Raw genomic sequence first — 17,452 nt, 5'->3', positions numbered from 1 at the left:
GTTGTAAGGGCTGTAGTGCATCACTTTGTTGTTTTTGTCTAGCTCATAAAATTTCCTTGGGAAAAGCATTGTGCGGTAAAGTGCCGTATAAAAAGTTCCTTTTTCTGCCTCTGAACCACCTTCTGCGGCTATTCTGCTCATCATTTTGTTCCATGTGGCTCTGCCTTCGGTGGCTATTTGGCCAAAGGTTTTGTTGCCAATTTCGCGTTGTAAATTGAGTTCGGCTTGTTCGGGGCTAATGAAAGAGGAGGCTATTTTGAGATTTACGGCTTCATTGGCTTTGGTTTTAAACTGTATCACAGAACCTACGTGTTTGCCAGTGGCTTCCAACAATTTTATATCCAAACTGCCGTCTTTGGCGATGTACACTTGCTCAAAGGCCTTGTCGGCATATATCACGAAATAGTTCTTGAAGTTTTCGGGTACACCACCAGAGTTATTGCAAGAGTAGCCCACTATTTTTCGCTCTTCTGGATACACTTTTATGTGCGAGTTTTTGAAAAAGGCATCTACGATCAAATACGCCTTTTCGGTTTCGGGATACGTAATTCTGAATCTTGCGGCACGCTCAGTAGGGGTTATTTCTACTGTCATGTTATAGTCTGAGAGGTAGACTTTGTAGTAATGTGCTTGCACCACTTCGGCTTTGTGTGAATACCACGATTCACGCTTGTTTTCATCGAAGACGAGTTTTTCGGTGGTGGCGAATATCGAAAACGCACCATAATCATTAATCCACGGCGAGGGTTGGTGGGTTTGTTTGAAGCCCCTGATTTTTTTGGCGGCATACTGGTAAGCCCAACCGTCGCCCATTTTGTTGGTTTGTGGCGACCAGAAATTCATTCCCCAAGGCAAGGCAATGGCCGGGTATGTGTTGCCATTTGATAAACTAAAGTCAGAATCGGTACCGATGAGTGGGTTGATGTATTTGGCCAAGTCGGCGTTTTGGGAAAAGGCATTAAATGCCAACAATACAAAAAGGGCTATTTTTTTCATTAAAATCAAGAAAGATATTTAGCCCGAAATTTATGGATTTTTAGTGAGGAAATGGGTGGGGGAGAGGTTTTTTGTTTTGGGGTGGGGAGGAGAATTGTGTTTATAATATACATGTTAATTTTCAGGATTAGAATTAAATGAATTTGTTTATTTCTTGACGAATTCACATGACCCATGAGGGACAGAACGGCCTGTTTGAGCTCTTTTTGTTGGCCTGCCTTTAGGCGGAACGCAAAAAAGCGAGTAGTGATGGCCCGACCCCAGCTGCTGTGGGGAAGATTTTAGTTTGGGGGATGCTCAACTGACTTTGTTTGAATGTTATAAAATCTTAATTTACTTTATCTAATTTGGCAGTTTTCTTCAAAATAAAAGAAGAAATCAAACAACTTATAAACCCCAAGACAAGGAGCAAATGGGCAAAATTCCAACCTGAATTCCAGTAGATAAACGTCAATAAAAAGAAACTTATAAAATTGAGTAAGAAGCTAATTCCTATTAATTTAAATGTTGAATTTTTCTGAAAAAACACTGAAATTAGGCCTGAAGAAAATAGAGAAAATAGAAGCGGAATAATAACAACGATAATATTTTGAAATTCATCACTAATTGGAGAATTTTCATAAAAGTTAATGAACATCTGTTCATTCTGCTTATTTTCCTTTGACAAATCATCAAGTCTCAAGTCTGATTCTCCAATTTGACTTGAATAAATTAATTTGAAATTGGGCTTGTATTTAATGAAAAATGTAGGCTCGCCAAATTCTCTATCATAACCTATGCCGATAAAAGTGAATAAAAATAGGCCTAATAAAATTTCTGCAATTGCTTTTTTCATAATTCAGAAAGTATCAATACTAATGGAATTAATAATAATAACATACCCAATAATATTGAGGCATAGGTTTTTTTAATTTCAGATTTGAAAATAAGAAGGAAAATGAAAATGAGCATATTGACCCCAAACAAGACAAAATAACCTAACATAAAAATTACCAGAGATTTATCTGAATCATTTTTAACTTTAGTGATATATAATAAAAAGCAAATCACAATCAGATTTGCTGAATAAGCTAAAATTTTATGCGTTTTCAAATTCTTTCAAGGGTTGCGATTTGATCTAAATATTATATTATCAACAAGAATCAAGCCTAAAATTTAATTATTTCTCCCCCCCATGAGGGACAGAACGGCCTGTTTGAGCTCTTTTTGTTGGCCTGCCTTTAGGCGGAACGCAAAAAAGCGAGTTGTGATGGCCCGACCCCAGCTGCTGTGGGGATGCCTTTTGTTTTGGGGAATGCTCAGCTAGGGGCATGCCCTAAAGTGTATTTTGTTTTAGCTGAATATGCCTTTGACGATTTGCCCGCTGACGTCGGTGAGGCGGAAACGGCGGCCTTGGTATTTGTAAATGAGCTGCTCGTGGTCGATGCCCATGAGGTGCATGAGCGTGGCCTGGAAGTCGTGCACATGCACGGGGTCTTTGACGATGTTGTAGCTGAAGTCGTCGGTTTGGCCATAGCTGAGGCCGGCTTTTACGCCTGCTCCGGCCATCCACATACTGAAACAGCGTGGGTGGTGGTCGCGGCCGTAGTCGTTTTTGGTGAGTTTGCCTTGCGAGTACACGGTGCGGCCAAACTCTCCGCCCCATACCACGAGGGTGTCTTCGAGCATACCGCGGCGTTTGAGGTCGATGAGCAAGGCTGCGGTGGCTTGGTCGGTTTGTTTACACTGTTGAGCCATGTTTTTGGGCAGGCCGCCGTGGTGGTCCCAGCCTTGGTGATAGAGCTGCACAAATCGCACGTCTTTTTCGAGGAGTTTGCGGGCCAAAAGGCAATTGGCGGCGTATGAGCCTTTGTCGCGACTGTCGGGGCCGTAAAGGTCAAAGACTTCGTTGGGCTCGGTGGTGGTGTCCATGACTTCGGGCACGGAAGTTTGCATGCGGTAGGCCATTTCGTATTGGGCAATGCGGGCATCTACTTCGGGGTCGGCCCAGTTCTCGTTTTGGAGTTGGTTGAGCTGCGTGAGGTAGCTGAGCATCTCTTGTCTGTCTGAGCCGTCGTAACCTTCGGGGTTGTTGAGAAACAGCACGGGGTCTTTGCCTGACCGAAACTGCACGCCTTGATGCTCTGATGGCAAGAAGCCATTGCCCCAAAGGCGGGCATAAAGCGGCTGGTCTTTTGAGGCGTTTTTAGACACCAAAACGATAAATGCGGGTAGGTTTTGGTTTTCGGAACCCAGTCCGTAAGACAACCACGAGCCGATGGACGGTCGGCCAGGCAGTTGGTGGCCCGTTTGGAAAAACGTAATGGCCGGGTCGTGGTTGATTTGCTCGGTATACAGCGACTTGATGATGCAGAGTTCGTCCACCACTTGGGCGGTGTAGGGCAGCAATTCTGACACCCAAGTTTTGTTTTTGCCGTGTTGGTTAAACTTGTAAGCCGAAGGCACCACAGGCAAAACGGCCTGATTGGCACTCATGCCAGTGAGGCGTTGGCCTTTGCGAATGCTGTCAGGCAGGTCTTGGCCAAACATGTTGCTTAGTTTTGGTTTGTAGTCGAAAGTTTCAAACTGCGACGGGCCACCGGCCATGAAAAGGTAAACCACTCGTTTGGCTTTTGGGGCTATGCTGGGCAGTGCGGCAAGGAGGTTTTGCTCGATGCTTTTGGCGTCGGAACTGTGTGCGAGCAAATTGCCCAAAGCAAATGCTCCGAGGCCCGAGGCGGTTTTCAGGAGGAAATTCCGCCTATCGAGTTTTTGCGATATATTTTCTAGGTCTTTCATTTTTGTCGTTTTCTTAATGAACACGGATAACACTAATGGGACACGGATTTTACTGATTTTAATATAATTGTATGTTGTAATAATTTATCCGTGTTCATCAGTTTAATCCGTGCGGCAGCCGATGCTGTCATCTGTGTTCCAAAAAATATTACCGCTTCGTTAAGGCTGCGTCCGAATTTAGGATGGTGGAGGCCACTACTGCGTTGGCGGCTAGGGCTGGGGCTTCTAGGTTGGGATTGGTTTTTGACAATCCGGCTGAAAGCCAGCCTTTGGCTTTTTCGGGTTCGGCCTTGAATTTTTGATATTCTTTATCTCTCAGATCCACCAAAAGCTTTGTTTCTGCTTCTGAGGACTGTTTTCCAGTGAGTTTTTGATATGTTTTTTCTATACTTTGTTTAATATCTGTATCCGAGCACATTTGTTCTCCCAGTTTTTTAGCGGCTTCCAAAAATGTCGGGTCGTTGAGTGTAACCAAAGCTTGCAAAGGCGTATTGGTGCTTTGACGACGTACTATGCAAGAGCTTCTTTGTGAGGCATCAAATGTGCCCAAAGTAGGGTTAGGGACAGTGCGTTTGACCACAATATAAAGGCTTCGGCGGTAGATTTCATCTGATGAATCTGGTTTATAAGTGGCTCCGTTGATATCCCAAAGGCCTTCTGGCTGATAAGGTTTTATACTTTTTCCTCCGATTTTTTCATTTAGCAAGCCACTGACTAGCAAGGCATTGTCTCTTATCATTTCCGCCGTTAAACGTTTGGCTGGGCCACGGGCTAAAAATCTGTTTTCTGGGTCTATTTCTCGTAGGTTTTTGTCTGTACGTGAGTCTTGTCTGTAAGTGGCCGACATCACGATGAATTTATTGATTTGTTTTAAGTCCCAGTTGTTTTCTTGGAAATTAATGGCCAACCAATCTAAAAGCTCGGGATGTGTGGGCATTTCGCCTTGGTTTCCGAAATCTTCAGCGGTTTTTACGAGGCCCGTTCCGAAGAAATTCTGCCATAGTCTATTTACCGCCACCCGAGCTGTGAGGGGATGATTTTCATCAGTAAGCCATTGGGCTAGACCTAGTCGATTTTTTGGGTATTTATTAGAAAAAGCCAAAATGCTTTCTGGAGTATTTGGGAAAACTTCTGCTCCCGGGGCATCGTATTGACCTCTTTGGAGTAAAAAGGTTCGTTTGGGTTTAGGCATTTCCTGCATCACCATGAGTTCAGGAATGTGTTCCATGGAATCTGCAAGGACGGTTCGGGATTTTGTTAGGTATTTTTGAGCTACTAAGCTGTTTGAATCTACCGCCGAAATGTAAAATTGTTTTAGGTTCTCCTTTTCATTGCTGCTTAGATGCTCTATTTCTTTTTGTGAAAAAGTAGACCAAGAGGTTTTTTTGGCTAAGATATTGATTTCGAAAGGCGTAAGTACCCTGTTGTATACGACCACATCATCTACCTTTCCGCCTTTGAATCCTAGCCCACGCCACCAGCCTCCTATTTGGAGGGCTGGCTCGTTTTTGGAGAAAAATACAATGTCTTTATATAGTTGGTCAATAACGGTTTCCATTTCGAGTGGCTTTCCATCTAAATAAACCTGCAAACCTGCAGCGGTAGACGAGCCGTCATAGGTCATGGTGATTTGTTGCCATTTGTCTCTTGGCACATCAGAAACGCTCAGTTTGGTGATGGCATTGGATGGGGCTGTATGAGCCAAAGTGGCTTCGAGTCGATTGTTTTTTAGGTAAAGATGGAAGCCTTTGAAATTGTAAAGTCGCTCAGCATTGCTTTTATGGAAAATTACGCCATCTTTCATGTCTTTGGGTATTTTGAGCCAAAGCCCAACTGTAAACGCCTCTGATTTGCGGAATACACCTACGTCTTTGAGGTCGGCGTACACATCTCCATCGAGGGTGAGATAAGTATTGTTAACGGATTTTTCAAAAGTAGGCTGGTCTTTTGTACCTGCATCACGACGCATAATACCTTTTTGGGTAGGATTTATGCTGTTTTTTAGCGAATCCTCAAAAGTGAAATGGCCTTGCAGATTGGTTTTAGGAATTGAATAATCCGAAAGCTTTTTGTAGGCATTGGTTTTTAGCCAGTTGTCGAAATTTGCCTGTGCTTTTTGTTTCTCTAAAGCAAGTTTTTCTTCATTTTCAGAGACAGTATTCTTTAAAAATGTGATTATTTTTTCCTTCTCTTCATCGGGCAAAAGTAGGGTAGGAGTGGCGGGGTCATCATTCCAAGAAATTTGTCCAGCTTCTCTTACATTATTAAAAAAACTGTACAATTCGTAATAATTTTTCTGAGAAACGGGATCGTATTTGTGGTCGTGGCAGCGGGCACATCCTACCGAAATGCCCAAGAAAGCATCGCCGAAGGTGTTGGTGCGGTCCATCACGTATTCGGTTTGGAATTCTTCCTCCACTATACCGCCTTCGAGATTTTGCTGGTGGTTGCGGTTAAATGCCGTAGCGATGATCATATCTTTGCTTGGATTGGGCATCAAATCGCCGGCGAGTTGTTGCTCGATAAAATTTTTGTATGGCATGTTCTGGTTAAAAGCCTTGATGACCCAATCACGGTAAGGAGACATATCTCTTAGCCGATCTACCGTATAGCCGTGCGAGTCTGCAAAACGTGCTAAATCTAACCAGTCGGTAGCCATTTTTTCGCCATAATGTGGAGAGCTGAGAAGTCTATCCACTTGTTTTTCGTAGGCTTTGGGGCTATTGTCAGCTAAAAAAGACTCGATTTCGGCCAAAGTGGGAGGCAAGCCAGTAAGATCAAGCGAAACCCTACGCAGTATAATTTCTTTATCGGCTTCTTTGTTTTGTTTGAGATTTTGGGTTTTGAGTTTGGCTAAAATGAAATTATCTATGGGATTGAATACCAATTGGCTGGGATCTACCGCAGGTATTGGCTTTTTGGATGGTTTTACAAAAGCCCAATGTGGCTGATAGACAGCTCCGTTTTCTATCCATTTGATGATGGTTGCTTTTTCTATGGCCGATAGCGTTAAATGAGATTTTGGTGAGGGCATCATATAGCTCGGATCTTGAGAAATGATTCGGTGGAATACCTCACTTTTATTTAGGTTTTTGGGCGAAATGGCTACTTTTCCTGGACTTTCAGGGAGTTGAGCATAAGCATTTGCGGCAATATCTAGCCGTAATCCTGCTTTTTGTTTGGCTTTGTCTGGCCCATGACAGGCAAAGCATTTATCTGATAATATGGGTTTTACGTGGATGTTGTAGTCGATTTCTGAGGGTAGGTTATTGAGGGCATCGGTTATTTCTTTGGGCAATTTTGCATTTGTTTGGGCATAGAGATGTCCAAGGGAAAATGTAGTAAAAAGGAGAAAAAGTTTTAATTTCATTTAGAAGTTAATTTCTAATATATTTCGGTTAATCAATAGCGATAATTTCCAATCTTTCGTGCCCTTGCCGGGCGGGCTTACTTTTTTTTTGAAAAAAAAGTAACAAAAAAAACACTTTTTGAACAATGATCCTCTGTGAAATTTTGGATTTAACCTTTTCCCAATTAATAAATTTAGTCAGTCCAAAATTTCACAACGGACTGTTCAAAAAATATAATGAACCAATAGTATTTATTAACTTAACAGTGACATACTTAATGGGAGTTTTTTAAATTATAGGGCATCTCAATACAAGTCGATTTTGTTCTTGATTAATATTAAGTTATAATTTAAAAGTTATTAATTACTTCAAAGAATCGGGTTTTGAGAATTTGAAATTGCCGGATTCTATTTTAGTGTTTGGCAGTTTCTTTTTTAATTGCTCAATGCCTGATTCTGAGATTTTAGTTTTCCATAAATATAATACTTTCAGGTTTTTAATGCTCGAAAGAGCTTCAATACTTTTATCGGATATTTCGGTATCATAAAGGTTGAGTTGTTTTAAGTTTTTCAAATTTACAAGTTCTTTTATGCCATTGTCTGTAATCGTGGTTTGGTCAAGGTTTAGTCTTTCTAGATTTTCGAAGGTTTTAATTTGGCTTAAATCTTTATCAGACAAGGCTTTATTATTAATTTTTAAGGAAAAAATATTTTCTCTAATCGTTTGTAAATCAGTTATTTGATTTGTTTTTATATCTTTGATGTTTACAAAATTTACAGCTAGTTTTTTGCCCTCAAATCCTTCAGAATTTATGACGATTTTTTCATTTTTGAGTTTTTCTAATGTTTGCTGGTCAGGTTTATTGAGATTCGGTTCTAAAATATCCAGTTCAAGGTTTTCTGGTAGAATATTTTGTGATGAAACTTCGTTCAATGGAGTTATCACTTGTGGAATGATAGTTTCCGCTTCTATTTCTCCTGTAAATGATGCTCCCTTTTTTATCCAATAATGTATAACGGAAAGCTCGCCAGAAGTCAACTGAGATTTGCCTTTGGGAGGCATGTGTTTGTCGTCATCCAAAGGTAAAAGTAGGTTGGCGTATAGTGCACTTTTACTAGGATTTCCAGCATGCAAAACTTCTCCATTTTTACCTCCTTTTCGTATAAATGTTTCAGAATCAAGTCGTAAACTCCCTTTTTTTTTTCTGGAAGAATGACAACTGTAGCATTTTTTTTCGAGAATTGGAGCTACTTTCTCGTTGTATAAAAACGTCTGCTTTACAGTTTTCTGTCCAGAGTTTGTGGTGTCGATTTTGGTTTGTTTTTGTAAAGTTTTTGAAGGTTCTGGGATTTCCTCTTCTTTACCAAAAAGATAACCTTCTCCATGGGTAATAGTTCCTCCAAAATGACCTGCGATAGTCAATGTCGCTGCCATTATGGTTGACAGAATCATTCTTTGGTTTTTATAAAAATAGGCGGTAAAACCGAAAACGGTCGAGGCAATCGCAGTCCATTGGTGCTTTTGTACGATTTCGGCCTCATATTCGCCACTTTGAGCCAAAAACCAACCTGTAATACAAGAAAGCAAAGCACCTATCGAGCCCAAAAGTAGAGTGAGAGAAATAGCCTCGGTCAATTCTGCTTTTTGCAATTTTTGATAAATTATCAATAAGAAAGCAAATAGCAAAATACCGATCGGCAAATGCACCAAAAGCGGATGAAACTGACCGACGACTTGCGAATAGTTCATTATTCTTTCAGCTTGCTAATCAACCAATTGGTCACCTTTTCTTGTTGCTCGGGGTAAGTCCAGTGGCCAGTTTCGAGGGCTAAAAAAAGTTCTTTCGGTGCTTTTATTACATTGTAAGAGGCATACATAGAGGTAGGAGGGCAGGTTTCGTCGTTATAACCCCATGAGTATATTCCGGGTTGACTGAGTCTGCGGGCAAAGTTTACAACATCGTAATAACCAACGGTTTCTATTTTCTCTTTTTTGTTATTAAATGCAAAACCATTCTTATCGAAGTAGTGAGGCCAACCACCTGCTCTTCCGTTTAGATAACCTGTAACATCAGAAATGGCGGGATAAAATGCACCTAACCATTTCACTCTAGCGTCTAGTGCGGCGGTTACGATGGATAATGCTCCTCCTTGGCTGCCTCCTGTAACGGCTAAGTTTTTGCCATCAAATTGTGGTAAGCTTACTAAAAAGTCGTTGGCTCTTACACAACCCAAATACACTCTTTTATAGAAAAAACGATTTTTGTCGTCTAGGTTATAATTCGGGTAGCCATTCAAGATTCCCCTTCCAAGGTCGGCGTACACTTGCGGATCTAGGTTTACGGGTATACCATGAATACCGATTTGCAAGGTGATAATTCCTTTTTCGGCGTTAGAAATGTCACCAGAGTACGGCCTTACACCAGCTCCCGGAACTTGTAATAATGCCGGATATTTGCCTTTTTTTTTGGGAACGCAAAGAATACCGTAAAGTCTTGTGCCAATTGCAAAGTTTTGAATATTTACATGATAGACATTTACTTTTTCGGTGCAACGCTCGGGTAGGAGCGTCATTTTAGCGTCAAGCGGAATTTTTGATAATTCGTTTTTTGCCTCGTTCCAAAAGGCATCAAAGTCTGTAGGGTTGTCTACAGTTGGCTGAATGTCAGTAGGATTAAATCCGGCCGTTGCCAGATTTCGGTACTCTTTCCCGTCGATTTCTGCAAGGGCCGTGCAGCGAAGGAAGCCCGCTGTTGACATGGTACCAGCCTCAAAAGTTTGGCTGCCTGTTGCTAAGATCAAGGTTTCTTTTTTAGTAGGCTCCATTTTTTCTGGGCCGATTTCATAACGGACTTTGGCATTTTTGACAAGGTTGCCATTTTGCAAAACCGAAACCGTGAACTTTGCTTTTTCACCCACTTTATAGGTCCAGTCGGTATGGTCAGGAGCAACTATAACTTTTATGATTTTTTCGGTAGGCTGGGCTACTCCGAAAAAGTAGGCATTGAAAATGAAAAAAAAAGAGAGAAAGATTTTCTTATGCATTTTGTTTTTTATGGTTGAATACTACGATTTAGAGATTTTTTTTGAAAATCACAAGTTATTACTGTTTATAAATTTCAGCAAAACTTAATGTTCTGAAGTCTAATATTCTAATATTCAAGACCTAAAAATGAAAAAGTCGCCGAATAATCATAAAATAATTTGGTTTTTGTGAGGTGTTTATTTGTTTTTTTTGTTCTTTTGGGACACTTAAATTAAACAGGAAAATAAACTACCGTATCAAATCAATGATTTGTAAGGCTCTGCCTATGAAATCTTTATGCATTTGGTGCACTATAATCACAGATTTTATGAAATCCATTTTTACCCTTACCATACTTTTTTCATCCTTCATTTTCTCGGCCTGCGAGGAGGCTGACCTTTCGCCCGAAAAGCAGATTTTGGGAGATTGGAAACTAATTTCCTCAGAGGCATTGCTTCACCTCAAAGACAAAGAGCCCGAAGAAACGAAGTCGGAATTGGCCACCAAAAACTTGGTGATGACTTTTGAGAAAGATGGCACTTACGAAATAAAAGTAGATGACCGAAATGCAGACGTAAACATGGTAGATTTGGATGCTTTTTATCTCAACAACAAAGGTACTTATGAGCTAAAAAACGGTATTTTGGAGTTTAAGTCATCAGAATTTGCAGAGGATATCACAGCCATAAAATATAGGGTGGCTTTTAATAATACCGACGCATTTGAAATGGAAGTAGATAGAGAACTTTACTTGGAAATGATCAGAAAACTAGTGGTAGCTCAATGGGCATATTTTCAAACACTTGGTAAAACTCAAGATGAAGTGATGGCGGAATTATCTGTAGACTTGGTAGAGTTTAAAAGTAGATCTAAGTATTTGAGGGTGAAGTAGTCTATGTTTAGTTTATTATACAAGTTGCTTATTTTGAATTAGTTAAATTAAGTTAAATATTTAATCTCTGTTTTTTACTTAAAGAAGGATTTTACAATTTTGGTGAAATTAAACACCTCGAATTTTGAATTCTTTTCTTCTCAAATTGCATATTCTTTTTTATTTCAGCCGAAATATTTGGTTATTTACCTTATTGGTTTCCCTGTTGTTTTGGAGTTTTATTAGTTTTGATACCCATGTGATTTTTAGATTCTATTTCCCCGCTATTTTGTTCTCAAAATTGGCCATAAATGGCTTCATTTTTCTTCTATTCAATCTACAAAAGGGCAAAAACTTCTTCCTTCTTTATAATAATCTGGGTTTGGATAAGTTGACCTTGTGGATTTTCACTATTGCAGTTGATGTGCTTCTTTTTCCTTTCTCTGTAGTTTTTTATAATATTTTCAAATGAAATTAGAAGTAGATAGCGTAAACTTGAGGTTTGGTGAACATATAGTTTTAAGCGACATTTATGCCGCTTTTGAAGTCGGGCAATTGTCTAGCCTTTTAGGTAGAAATGGCTCTGGATAGTCTTGTCTTTTTAAGATTATCATTGGCTCTATTGGCTCACAATATGCCTCTGTTCGAGTGGATAAAAAATATTATCCTTCCTTGTTTAAAAGCAAGCTTTTGAAGTATCTGCCACAAACCTATATCTTCCCTGAAAGCATGAAATTGAAGAAGGCCATTAAGTTCTTTGAGGCTAATTCTACGAATACGATGAGTCACCTTGAAAGTCTTAATATTGGTCTTGAAACTAAGTTTGGGGATCTTTCTGGTGGGCAGAGAAGATTGGCCGAAATTTATATTTATTTGAACTCGCCCAGCCCGTATATTATTTTAGATGAGCCATTTACCTATTTGACACCTATTCAGATTGAGGAATTGAAAAAGTCTTTGGCGGTTTACAAAAGCAAAAAAGGAATTATAATTTCAGACCACCAATATCGACATGTGATTGATGTTTCCGATAAGATTTATCTCTTAAAGTCTGGGAAAACGCACCTATTAAAATCTGAGGATGTAATACAGCAATTGCGTGATTTTATGTATATTTTATAGTGTTAGATGATTATCTCGTCCGTATTTATACCCGCAATTTTCATAGCTATTTGAGATATTTCCACAATAAACTCAATTTCCTCGTTTTCGAAATATTCAGTATCCCAATTGTCATAGTATTTCTGTGTTTCGGCTTGTAAATCAACGCCTTCTTTTTTAACATGAATGATCAGGAAATTTGTGAAATCTTGAATTTCAAGTCTCATTTGCTCCACTACATCATCGCCAGGCCACGACAAATCTCGGTCTTCCCATTCGTCTAGAATAAGCCAATCTTTGGTCTTGAAGTCCTCTAGGTGTGCTATTCTTTCTTCAGTAGTCAGGTTCATCTTTGCTCATATTTACCTACAAAGATAATGCAAATTGAGGTAAAAAAATGGGAACAAAAAAAGCCGAAGTGTTTGGCTTCGGCTTTCTGTGATGTATTCAAATATTATTGAGCAGGAGTCTCTATTTTCGGTGCTTTCTTTACCACTTCTGGTTTAACAGCTTTTACTACTGCGGGCTTGGTAGCAGGCTTGGCGGCCGGTTTTGCTACAGTTTTTGTAGTCGGTTTCGGAGCTACTTTAGCTGGAGTTTTCTTTAGTATTTCCACCTTTGGAGCTACAGTTGCGGTTTTAGCTGCCACTTCTTTTTTAGGAGCTACGGCTTTCTTGTCTGCTTTTTTAGCAGCTTTTTTCGAAGGTTTCTTTTCAGCTTTTTTAGCTGTTTTTTTGGCCTCTTTTTCCGCTTTTTTAGCGTCTTTTTCGGCTTTCTTTTTGGCTTTCTTTCTGTCTTCGATAATCATCTCAGCCAATTTTTCGGCAGACTTTTTAGTAGCTTTCTCTATTTTTTTGTTAGAGTCGCCTTTAACTATTGCATTTATTGCTTCTTCAATTTGTTTTTTGAGAGCTTGTTTTTCTGCTTTCATATTTTTTTCTGTTATGTACTGTTATAATTCGCAATATTATGAAAAACTATTGTTAAGTCAATATTAAGTTTTTTGAGCGGGAAATTTGGGAGATTTCAAATGGCAAGAGATGTTGCTTTTTTATTTGGGAAGAATAAAACTGCCGGCCTCGTATAGCGGCGACTAAGCTGTTGAATTTGACATTTAAGAATAGTTTAGAGTGCACCTTTAGGTAAACTCTGAACTGTCGAAATTATCCCTCTATTTATATTCGAAGCCAATTCGGGCCTAAAAAGCCTGTTTGAGAGCGTATTTAATATTTTAACAACTACCTTTGTTAGGAGGACGTTTATAAATTATTTCATTATTTCTTTCTATATATTCTCCGGCAATTATGGGATATGCATATTTGGGTGCGAAGGAGACAAAACGGCTCTTGATAATTATTTTGTCTTTTACTTTCAGTTTATGCAATTGTTCAAATTCACTGGACTTTTCTGGCCCAAAACTAAGAATATAATCTTCATTATCAATCTTGACCATCATTCCGAAGCCTAATCTAGAACCTGGCGGAAGAGAAAGAGAGCTTATTACGGCCTCCATACCAGTAAAATTCTTGGTCGGCTTGCTTATTTTGGCCACGGCTGCGTATACTTTTTTACCTGCTGGTGAAGCCTCCCACTTTTTAAAAATTATACCACCAGGGGTAGCCTCCCATTTTTTTCTGGCGGCCTTCTTTTCCTCGGCAGATAAAGTAGCACTGCTTGTAGGCTCTGAGATTGACTTTTTTGAAGGCTCAATTCTATTCTCGCGATTTGCAAAAACTAGCCCAGCTACCACTGTAAGTACTAAAATTGGGATGAAAATAAGCTTTTTCATGATTTTTGAATAATTAAATAATAGGCTAGTTTTCTCTTTTTTTAATTTTCTTCTTTAGAATTGCTTCAACGAACTTCATTGCAAGGTCCTTGAGGCATTTTCTTGCTCAAAAGTATTCTATGACTTTGAGAATGTAGTAAATCAAATGTAAAAAAATGTAAATGATAGGTAAGTGTTGGATTTGGATTTGGGGCTTTAACTTGTTTAAAATACCGTGATAAGGTTTTTACATTTCTTGAAGTTGTGAGATTCGGGAAAGTTAGAAAAGAATAAATACTACTCTAGGTCTAGTTAATTTTTTTCGTGAATTACCTCAAGAATAAAAAACGCCTCACTGATGTAGAAGTATTTTTTTTCATTCTTGGTCATGATATTTATTTCTAATTGAGAATAATGATCTTCTTTATTGCCAACAACAATGCTTTTCCCTTTTACGATCTTCCAGTATGCATTATTTGAAATTTCTAGATCTTTCATAAATTTTGAATAACGATTATTAAATCTAAGTGTAAACTGCCCATTTTTTTCTAAGTTAAAAATGGATTCAGCAAAACTAAGTCTCATTTGTTCAAGGTCTTTTTTTTGTTCATTATTGAATTTTGGAAGCACCTCGGGTATTATTTGGCAATCCACTACCCTCCATTTTCCAATAACAGCCTCATTTTTAAGTTCTTGAGAATATAGTTGAGTGGAAAAAACTAGCAGACAAATGAATGTTGAAAATGATTTCATAAAAATATTGATTTGATCGGTTATAATGTGTGATTAGTTTAATCCTGAAAATTAATAATTTGCTATTTCGCTTTAAGTGTTTTTTTTAATGTTATTAGTTTTCTGTGGGTTAAATCAGCCATTAGTCTATTTGAAAGTTATATTCTTTGGATATTAGAAAAAATCAAAAAAATATTTCTAGTAGAAGTAATACAAAGGTTAATCCTAGTATAGTTAAGTGTACCATTAATTCTCCCTTGTTTCTATTCTTATTATAATTTAGAGACATATTTGCTTTGTTAAATACTGACCTAATTATTCCTACAATATATGTAATGATAATGACAAGAAAGCTTACGGGAGGTGCGTGTCCATAGCTCCAGCCAGTTAGTTGATGTACTAAGTATGTCAATACAGCTCCTAAAAGATATATTAAAAATCCTATTAACAAGCCAATCTTAAAATCTGATAACTTATATTCCATTTTTGAAATTAATATATTTTTCCTTGCTCTCAAGGGCTGAGCTATTTTTGCTCGACTTCATTTTAAATTAATTTTATCAAAAATAATGCCTACAAAAAAAGCCCTCAGAAATCTGAAGGCTTTGTGGTCCCAAAGGGAATCGAACCGGGCTGGCGTTCCAGCGGGTTGCCGCACCATTGGATCTATTGTTTTTGAATACAAACTCCACAAAAAAAGCCCTCAGAAATCTGAAGGCTTTGTGGTCCCAAAGGGAATCGAATCGGGATGCCGCACCACCATATCTAATGTTTAGTAAACATATATTCACAAAAAAAGCCCTCAAGATTGAGAGCTTTGTGATCCCGCCAAGAATCGAACTTGGATCTATTGTTTAGGAAACAACTATTCTATCCGTTGAACTACGGGACCGTAATTGGAGTGCAAATTTCGATAAATTTAGGAGAAATAAAAAGCATTCCCCTATAAAAACAAAGAACCCAGCAGAACTGGGGTCTTTGGGGCAAATAATGCAATTGGGTATGAAGTTTACCCTTGTTCAAAGTCTTGGCTTCTACTTTATCCTACGGAAAATGATGAAAAATGAATAAATCTTCATTCAAAGATTTTCATATATTCTATTTCCTCCCAATAATCATGGCTTTAAATTGTCCAGTACCAGTGCAGGTTGAAATTTCCGTACCAATATTTGTTACTCTTATTTGAGCTCCTGTTGTTGTGATCGTCTCAATTGTATAAACAATATGGCCAGGGTTTGTAATATTTATTGATTGACCAAAAGCTATACTAGGCGTTGCAACAAATGTTGAAAAGCCAATTCCTACACAACAAATGGTTTGCCCAGGGTTCAGATTCCAAGTTAAATTAGCAGGTGTGGCAAATTCATCAATTACAAGCTGGTTGGCATCATTGCTTCGTACAATTCCCTTGCCATTATTTGTTGTAATATTCCCATCTACAGCTAAGTTGCCATTGGCATTGAGCGTGCCTGTTACATTTACTGTGCTTGAAAAATTTGCTGTAGAATTTGCCTGAAAAGTTCCATTAATTTCAGTAAAACCATTGGAATACAAGCCATTTGAATATAAATCTCCATTTACTGATAGCTTGTAGGATGGACCAGTGTATCCAATTCCCACATTGCCAGTTGATGTAATTGTTATTCTTTCTAAATTATTAGTCCCTATTCCAATTGATGCATTTTCATAATTCCAAAAGAATGCTTTGGCAGATGCACTATTAATACCTACTAAAAGTCCATCGGTAGGAGTAATACCAGAGAAGTTATTATGAAAATACATGTTAGCATTGGTAGGATGAAAAAAATCAAAAGGAGAAACTGGTGCATTTGTACCTATCCCTACATTGCCGAGCGAATAAGATATGGATGTTCCATTCACATTCCATTGGTTGCCAAAAAGAGCATTTTGCCAGGCGGTACCATCGTAATAACGGAAATTATGGCCAGTTGTGTTATAATAGAGCAATCCTTCAGTAGGAGAGGCTAAGTCTGAACCAACACGAGGCAAAAGTACGCCTTTGGTACTGCTCCGAATATCTAAAATAGAAGTAGAATAAGGTATGTCGGTGCCACTAATATTAGAAATCACGCTACCACTTGGTGAATCGATAACTTTGGCGTTTTGAGCAAAAATAGAACTACTAAACGATAGTATAAAAATGTAAAGGAGAATTTGTTTCATGGCGTTAAAATTAAAGTTTGCCAAAGCTTTAATTTTTTTTTGAAATTATATAAAAACAGAAAGGAATAAAGCGAAAGGTTTTATTTAATGGCTTATTTTTGAGTATGTTGTGTCGAATTGTTGTTTGGTTTTTTATTAAGGGTAAATCAAATAAATGTATAATTTAGGTTGAGATGTACATCTGGAAATTTCTTTTCGTTGAATTATGGATACATAAATCTTGTAAATTAACAGAAAATCAAAAAGGTTTAACTGAAACCAAAATTTCAACTTTTCTGCAAAACAGAAATCCCTCAAAACTCTTTAATGCTTAGTTAGGTCAGCATTCTTTTGCGTTCATTTGAAAAAGAAATCAATATTACTCAGATTAATTCTTGACGAAACCGAGTTAGAGCAATTTGAAGAACTTTATAGTGGTAAGGGACAATGATTGAGGAATATGTAAAAAACATTCCCGAAGTCACAGCCATATAGCTGCTAAATTTGGAAATTTAGAAATGGGCAAAAAATGGACTCAAACGGAAAATACCGAACAAACAATTAGAGAAGAAGTTAAAGTGCAAGAAGGCTGATTTTTGGAAGTTTATTGGTTTAGAGGAAGAATTTCGAAGGTGCAAAGAACTTTGCCTTTTTCGGAAGAATAAATTG

At 38.3% G+C, this 17,452-nt stretch carries 14 protein-coding genes, 1 tRNA gene and 1 pseudogene; 4 read left to right on the top strand and 12 right to left on the bottom strand.

Features of this window, described 5'->3' with window-relative positions; translation table 11 throughout:
• From EGI31_RS24205 to EGI31_RS24180, 6 genes are all read right to left on the bottom strand, one after another.
• Positions 1 to 996 (bottom strand): GH92 family glycosyl hydrolase (locus EGI31_RS24205; RefSeq protein WP_255039777.1); only part of this gene is annotated, 996 nt, incomplete at its 3' end.
• 328 nt (positions 997 to 1,324) lie between these two features.
• Positions 1,325 to 1,831, bottom strand: a complete 507-nt coding sequence (locus EGI31_RS24200; protein WP_255039776.1) for a hypothetical protein — start codon at positions 1,829 to 1,831, stop codon at positions 1,325 to 1,327.
• 497 nt (positions 1,832 to 2,328) lie between these two features.
• Positions 2,329 to 3,774: a DUF1501 domain-containing protein gene (locus tag EGI31_RS24195; RefSeq protein WP_255039775.1), complete on the bottom strand. Its 1,446-nt coding sequence runs from the start codon at positions 3,772 to 3,774 to the stop codon at positions 2,329 to 2,331.
• Positions 3,775 to 3,922: 148 nt separating this feature from the next.
• Entirely contained in the window at positions 3,923 to 7,144 is a 3,222-nt protein-coding gene (locus EGI31_RS24190) for a DUF1553 domain-containing protein (RefSeq protein ID WP_255039774.1), read from the bottom strand.
• 343 nt (positions 7,145 to 7,487) lie between these two features.
• Positions 7,488 to 8,873 carry a c-type cytochrome domain-containing protein gene (locus EGI31_RS24185; protein ID WP_255039773.1) on the bottom strand — a complete coding sequence of 462 codons (1,386 nt, stop codon included), beginning with the start codon at positions 8,871 to 8,873 and terminating at the stop codon, positions 7,488 to 7,490.
• On the bottom strand, positions 8,873 to 10,168 hold the full coding sequence (locus EGI31_RS24180; protein ID WP_255039772.1) for an acetylxylan esterase: 1,296 nt from the start codon (positions 10,166 to 10,168) through the stop codon (positions 8,873 to 8,875). Before EGI31_RS24180 ends, EGI31_RS24185 begins: the two co-directional genes overlap by 1 nt.
• Positions 10,169 to 10,476: 308 nt before the next feature.
• Between EGI31_RS24180 and EGI31_RS24175 the strand changes: the two genes are divergently transcribed.
• From EGI31_RS24175 to EGI31_RS24165, 3 genes and pseudogenes are all read left to right on the top strand, one after another.
• Positions 10,477 to 11,040: a DUF5004 domain-containing protein gene (locus tag EGI31_RS24175; protein WP_255039771.1), complete on the top strand. Its 564-nt coding sequence runs from the start codon at positions 10,477 to 10,479 to the stop codon at positions 11,038 to 11,040.
• A 447-nt stretch (positions 11,041 to 11,487) separates the two neighbouring features.
• On the top strand, positions 11,488 to 11,610 hold the full coding sequence (locus EGI31_RS24170) for a hypothetical protein (RefSeq protein ID WP_255039770.1): 123 nt from the start codon (positions 11,488 to 11,490) through the stop codon (positions 11,608 to 11,610).
• Positions 11,611 to 11,622: 12 nt separating this feature from the next.
• Positions 11,623 to 12,141 (top strand): annotated as a pseudogene (locus tag EGI31_RS24165) (ATP-binding cassette domain-containing protein); the annotation flags it as partial.
• A 2-nt stretch (positions 12,142 to 12,143) separates the two neighbouring features.
• On the opposite strand, the gene EGI31_RS24160 reads toward EGI31_RS24165, so the two are convergent.
• From EGI31_RS24160 to EGI31_RS24145, 4 genes are all read right to left on the bottom strand, one after another.
• On the bottom strand, positions 12,144 to 12,470 hold the full coding sequence (locus tag EGI31_RS24160; RefSeq protein ID WP_255039768.1) for a hypothetical protein: 327 nt from the start codon (positions 12,468 to 12,470) through the stop codon (positions 12,144 to 12,146).
• Between the two features lie 104 nt (positions 12,471 to 12,574).
• Positions 12,575 to 13,051, bottom strand: coding sequence for a hypothetical protein (locus EGI31_RS24155; protein ID WP_255039767.1), 477 nt, complete (start codon positions 13,049 to 13,051; stop codon positions 12,575 to 12,577).
• A gap of 300 nt (positions 13,052 to 13,351) precedes the next feature.
• On the bottom strand, positions 13,352 to 13,909 hold the full coding sequence (locus EGI31_RS24150) for a hypothetical protein (protein WP_255039766.1): 558 nt from the start codon (positions 13,907 to 13,909) through the stop codon (positions 13,352 to 13,354).
• Between the two features lie 291 nt (positions 13,910 to 14,200).
• Positions 14,201 to 14,641: a hypothetical protein gene (locus EGI31_RS24145; protein ID WP_255039765.1), complete on the bottom strand. Its 441-nt coding sequence runs from the start codon at positions 14,639 to 14,641 to the stop codon at positions 14,201 to 14,203.
• Positions 14,642 to 15,189: 548 nt separating this feature from the next.
• On the opposite strand from EGI31_RS24145, the gene EGI31_RS24140 reads away from it, so the two are divergent.
• Positions 15,190 to 15,396 carry a hypothetical protein gene (locus EGI31_RS24140; RefSeq protein WP_255039764.1) on the top strand — a complete coding sequence of 69 codons (207 nt, stop codon included), beginning with the start codon at positions 15,190 to 15,192 and terminating at the stop codon, positions 15,394 to 15,396.
• A gap of 44 nt (positions 15,397 to 15,440) precedes the next feature.
• On the opposite strand, the gene EGI31_RS24135 is transcribed toward EGI31_RS24140, so the two are convergent.
• Together EGI31_RS24135 and EGI31_RS24130 are read right to left on the bottom strand one after the other, a co-directional pair.
• Positions 15,441 to 15,512 (bottom strand) — tRNA-Arg (locus EGI31_RS24135).
• 206 nt (positions 15,513 to 15,718) lie between these two features.
• Positions 15,719 to 16,804: a phage tail-like protein gene (locus tag EGI31_RS24130; RefSeq protein WP_255039763.1), complete on the bottom strand. Its 1,086-nt coding sequence runs from the start codon at positions 16,802 to 16,804 to the stop codon at positions 15,719 to 15,721.
• Between the last annotated feature and the right edge of the window lie 648 nt (positions 16,805 to 17,452).

It is taken from the genome of Lacihabitans soyangensis, from assembly GCF_024343775.1.
GTDB classification, from domain to species: domain Bacteria; phylum Bacteroidota; class Bacteroidia; order Cytophagales; family Spirosomataceae; genus Leadbetterella; species Leadbetterella soyangensis.
Note: the sequence above shows the minus strand (reverse complement) of the source record. Positions and strands in the feature narration are given on the sequence as shown.

Coding starts and splice junctions, on each gene's coding strand:
- EGI31_RS24200 (WP_255039776.1), bottom strand. CDS start 1,831: ATGAAAAAAGCAATTGCAGAAATTTTATTAGGCCTATTTTTATTCACT.
- EGI31_RS24195 (WP_255039775.1), bottom strand. CDS start 3,774: ATGAAAGACCTAGAAAATATATCGCAAAAACTCGATAGGCGGAATTTC.
- EGI31_RS24190 (WP_255039774.1), bottom strand. CDS start 7,144: ATGAAATTAAAACTTTTTCTCCTTTTTACTACATTTTCCCTTGGACAT.
- EGI31_RS24185 (WP_255039773.1), bottom strand. CDS start 8,873: ATGAACTATTCGCAAGTCGTCGGTCAGTTTCATCCGCTTTTGGTGCAT.
- EGI31_RS24180 (WP_255039772.1), bottom strand. CDS start 10,168: ATGCATAAGAAAATCTTTCTCTCTTTTTTTTTCATTTTCAATGCCTAC.
- EGI31_RS24175 (WP_255039771.1), top strand. CDS start 10,477: ATGAAATCCATTTTTACCCTTACCATACTTTTTTCATCCTTCATTTTC.
- EGI31_RS24170 (WP_255039770.1), top strand. CDS start 11,488: ATGAAATTAGAAGTAGATAGCGTAAACTTGAGGTTTGGTGAACATATA.
- EGI31_RS24160 (WP_255039768.1), bottom strand. CDS start 12,470: ATGAACCTGACTACTGAAGAAAGAATAGCACACCTAGAGGACTTCAAG.
- EGI31_RS24155 (WP_255039767.1), bottom strand. CDS start 13,051: ATGAAAGCAGAAAAACAAGCTCTCAAAAAACAAATTGAAGAAGCAATA.
- EGI31_RS24150 (WP_255039766.1), bottom strand. CDS start 13,909: ATGAAAAAGCTTATTTTCATCCCAATTTTAGTACTTACAGTGGTAGCT.
- EGI31_RS24145 (WP_255039765.1), bottom strand. CDS start 14,641: ATGAAATCATTTTCAACATTCATTTGTCTGCTAGTTTTTTCCACTCAA.
- EGI31_RS24140 (WP_255039764.1), top strand. CDS start 15,190: ATGCCTACAAAAAAAGCCCTCAGAAATCTGAAGGCTTTGTGGTCCCAA.
- EGI31_RS24130 (WP_255039763.1), bottom strand. CDS start 16,804: ATGAAACAAATTCTCCTTTACATTTTTATACTATCGTTTAGTAGTTCT.